At 62.2% G+C, this 3453-nt stretch carries 5 protein-coding genes; all 5 read right to left on the bottom strand.

Translation table 11 applies throughout. The annotated features are described in order from the left end of the window. Positions 1-277 (bottom strand): hypothetical protein (locus VFZ66_10135; GenBank protein HEX6289540.1); only part of this gene is annotated, 277 nt, incomplete at its 3' end. Continuing rightward, positions 270-1466 carry a hypothetical protein gene (locus VFZ66_10140; GenBank protein ID HEX6289541.1) on the bottom strand — a complete coding sequence of 399 codons (1197 nt, stop codon included), beginning with the start codon at positions 1464-1466 and terminating at the stop codon, positions 270-272. The genes VFZ66_10140 and VFZ66_10135, both read right to left, overlap by 8 nt. Positions 1467-1544: 78 nt before the next feature. After that, a complete protein-coding gene (locus tag VFZ66_10145) occupies positions 1545-1907 on the bottom strand; it encodes a hypothetical protein (GenBank protein HEX6289542.1) in 363 nt (120 codons plus the stop codon). Positions 1908-2155: 248 nt separating this feature from the next. Next, positions 2156-2881: a hypothetical protein gene (locus tag VFZ66_10150; protein HEX6289543.1), complete on the bottom strand. Its 726-nt coding sequence runs from the start codon at positions 2879-2881 to the stop codon at positions 2156-2158. A gap of 84 nt (positions 2882-2965) precedes the next feature. Next, positions 2966-3418, bottom strand: coding sequence for a hypothetical protein (locus VFZ66_10155; protein ID HEX6289544.1), 453 nt, complete (start codon positions 3416-3418; stop codon positions 2966-2968). Between the last annotated feature and the right edge of the window lie 35 nt (positions 3419-3453).

Raw genomic sequence — 3453 nt, forward strand, 5'->3', positions numbered from 1 at the left:
AAACCGTGAGCGGCAGCGTCATCTCCGTCAGGCCGTCTGGCTGCACCTCGACATCGATCGCCAGCGTTCCCTCGCCCTGAAAGCCCAGCATCGCGACCGCCGCCTCGACGATCACCCGCACGCAGCCGACCGGCGCAGCTATGCGCTCGCCCGGCTGCCCGGTCGTCTCGCCGATCCGCACCCGCCAGACCCCGACATCCTGCCAGCCATCGGGCAGCACGAACCGCACCCAGCCCGTATCGGACGCTGGCCGGGCGCGGTCGTCGGAGCTAGACAAAGCGCAGTGAGGAGAGCTCATCGCCAAAATGATCGGGGTTGAACACGCCGCCCGGCGGTGTCTTGTCGACCTTCAAGGAGCCGTCCGGCTCTTCGGCGGGCTCGGCGCTGTGCAGATTACGCACGATGACGAACAGATTGCGCCCGATGGTGAGCGTAAACGCGCCCTCGTCGGTATCGAAGTCGCGGGCGTTGAAGAGCTGCACCTTTTTGTCTTTACGACCAATAAAGATCAGCGAGCTCAGCTCATCTTCGGCCTCGGTATCGTTCTCGAAAAAGCCGCGCTGGATCAGCGTAATATCGTTGAGGTTGCCGATCTCGTTGGTGGAGCGGAACTGCACGAACGGCTGCGCGGTCAGCGCTCCCGTCAGCTCCGAGAGTCCTGCCACGAACGCCGCAAACGACGCGAACGATGCGAGCGTGGACGCCGCCCCCTGAAGCTGGTTGAGCGTCGGCTGAAGCTGCTGCAAGCTGCCGAACGGCGAGTTGGCAGGCACGACGATCAGCACAGCGCCATCGTCGTCGCCGCTGCGCGCCTGGAAATCGGTGTGCAGAAAGAGCGCCAGAATCGTGGGCAGCGGCAGCGCCGGAACCAGGATCGGGATCGACGGCAGCGGAATAAAGGCTGTTTGAGTCCCGCTCGCCGTGAGCCGAACGCGCGCGTTGAGATTCCGGCGGATCGGAGCCGGAAGCGGATTGTCGGTCGTGAGCTCCGCCGTTTCGGGTGCAAAGATCACTGACACCGTGGGATTCGTCAGACCTTCGGGAGCGAGAAAATCGGTTCCGAGCGTCAGCGTCGTTCCCCGCTCGTCGGTGATGCTCCACTCCACCTCGACGCTGATCGGCACCGTCGTCGTCGTCGGCAGCGGGATCGAGCCGGTGAGCTGACCGAGGAGGCCGGGCACGCCCTCAAGCGGAGTGATGCCGCCCAGCGGAATACCACCCAGGATCTTCGGGTCAAGACCGGCTGCCGCCAGCGTCGGTTCGAGCTTGGCTGTGCTGAAGCGAACATCTTTGGTGATCCAGGTGACATTGACCACGCCGTCCAGCACTTCGGTGACGCCAATATCCGAGAGCTGCGGCACGATCTGAGCCGTCGCCGTCTGGCCCGGCGCTGGCTGTGCCGGACCCGTAAGGTCGATACGGAGGGTTTTTGCGAGATTATTAAGCACATCGATTGGTATCGGCATCGTCTGACTCCTTTAGACCTGACAGGCGCAGGTTATGACTGGCGAGAATACGCCGATCGTGATCAAAAGGCGGGCCTTCTAGCGTGCTGTCTTTTTACCCTTCCGTGTCGCCTGCGACTCCTGGGCGCTGGCTGATTTCTGGCTCGCGCTCTGGCTCTCGGCAGCCGCCAGCCGTTGCGTCGATGCGTCTGAGCGGGCGGTCTTCGCCGTGCGCTGAAGCGTCAGATACAGCTCCTCGCCGCTGGAAAAGATGATGTCACCTTTTTCGACATCGTAGTGATCCTGATGTCCGTTCTGGAAGCGTGCCGTCAGCCTGCCCGCCTCAAGCACTTCGATCTGCCATCCGGCATCTTTGGATTGAAGATTGTGTCTGAAAGGCAGCTCCAGGTTCGCCAGCGCACGCTTGTTGATCCAGATGCCGACGGTTTCGGTTCCGTTCATACAGGTCCTCCTCTACCATGACGAATGGGCTGGTCCAACGTGCACGGGGCAACGCCAGAATCGCGGCATAGCGCGCAGCTCGTCCGCCAATCGTAACCGATCGGCGTTCGCAACTCTCTAGCGGTTGGACGCTTTGGGGGGAACGCGCGGCAGACGAAGCGCGAGCGGGTAGGCTCCGCGTCTGCTCACGAGCGACGGCTATTATGGCATAGGTATGCGCTGGATGCAATCGCCATTCGCTGCGCTGCTCAGCCGCCTGCACGAGATGCGGCCTGAAACGCTCGGTCGTAGGTTTGCGATCGTGCGTGCTCGGCGCTGCCGCGAATGCGCCACTCCGTCGCGGTAAAGCCTGAGTCGATCAGCCATTGGAAGAGCTCATGATCTTCGGATGCGCTGAGCGCAAGGCGATCCGTCGTGGGGGAGAAAGCATAGATCGCCTGCTCGCCGCTGACGCTCACAAAGAACTTCTGCCCCTGCGAGTGATTTTTCGTCATGCTGTTGGGCAGGAAGACCGGGCCGCTCCATGCCTCGTCGTCGACGGATACCGGCGCGCGGGGCTGCTCCATCTCTGCCCTGAACAGCGTCCGGCGTCGCTCGCTCACGTCGATCAGCGCGGGCGTCTGCTCATCGACGTGCACGCTGCCGTGGTAGTAGGGTGTCTTGAAGAAGCGCCGCTCGGCAAAAGCCAGCACGCGCGATGTGTTGAAGGCGAGCGCCAGGTAAAATCCGTCATGCTGCGCCTCATGCTCCTCAGCACAGATCGCCACCGTGGCGATCCATTCCCGAAACTTAAATCCCTTCCAGGCCAGCGCCGTCGCGCTAAGCACGAGCTCGGCGTTACCGCCGGAGTTATATGGGAAAAGACCTTCGCGTCGCAGGATCACGCGCCAGAAGGGCAGGTCGGCCACGCCATACAGCGCAACCTCCCGCACATCTTTGATCTCTGCGGTATAGCGGATGCCGGTGTTTGCCATCGATCGACGCCTCTCTCAGCTTCAAGTTCCGCGTTTCGAGTTTCCGGTTCTTGGTTCTCGGTTTGCTCTTTGTGCTTTCGTCCCTCACTGGATTATCTGCCGAAGTAAGCGCATGAGCGCGCCGATATCAACATCTTCACCGGCCTCGAACCGCCGCATCAGGTGATACGCCTGCCGACGCTGGTCAGGATCAGGCATCGTATCGAACGAGAAGTACAGGTCGTTGCCCTGGCGAAGAATGTAGCGGCTCACTGGGCTATGGTTGGCGATAGCCGTCTCAACCGCGCGCCTGACCATCGGGTTGCTGATGGGAATAGGCGCGACCGGCTGATCATCCGGCTCGATCGGCTCCGTGTCGGCGGCATTGTCGCCGGTCGCGACCGGCAACGACGCGGGTGCAGGCATATCGGAGGGCTGAGGCGCGTACCCTCCCGCGCGGGTGGGAAAGCTACCCCAGCTGCGATTCAGGGCGACGAAGAAGCCAAGCACAACGATCAGCCCAATGGCTCCAATGACGATCAGGATACCTGTATCCATGCGGCGGCTCCTGGGTGCGAGGGCGCTCAATGCGC

This window comes from Herpetosiphonaceae bacterium (assembly GCA_036374795.1).
Lineage (GTDB): Bacteria > Chloroflexota > Chloroflexia > Chloroflexales > Kallotenuaceae > LB3-1.

What these genes read in the sequence shown, in the direction of transcription:
- VFZ66_10150 (HEX6289543.1), bottom strand. Translation starts at nt 2,881, where the DNA reads ATGGCAAACACCGGCATCCGCTATACCGCAGAGATCAAAGATGTGCGG.
- VFZ66_10145 (HEX6289542.1), bottom strand. Translation starts at nt 1,907, where the DNA reads ATGAACGGAACCGAAACCGTCGGCATCTGGATCAACAAGCGTGCGCTG.
- VFZ66_10155 (HEX6289544.1), bottom strand. Translation starts at nt 3,418, where the DNA reads ATGGATACAGGTATCCTGATCGTCATTGGAGCCATTGGGCTGATCGTT.
- VFZ66_10140 (HEX6289541.1), bottom strand. Translation starts at nt 1,466, where the DNA reads ATGCCGATACCAATCGATGTGCTTAATAATCTCGCAAAAACCCTCCGT.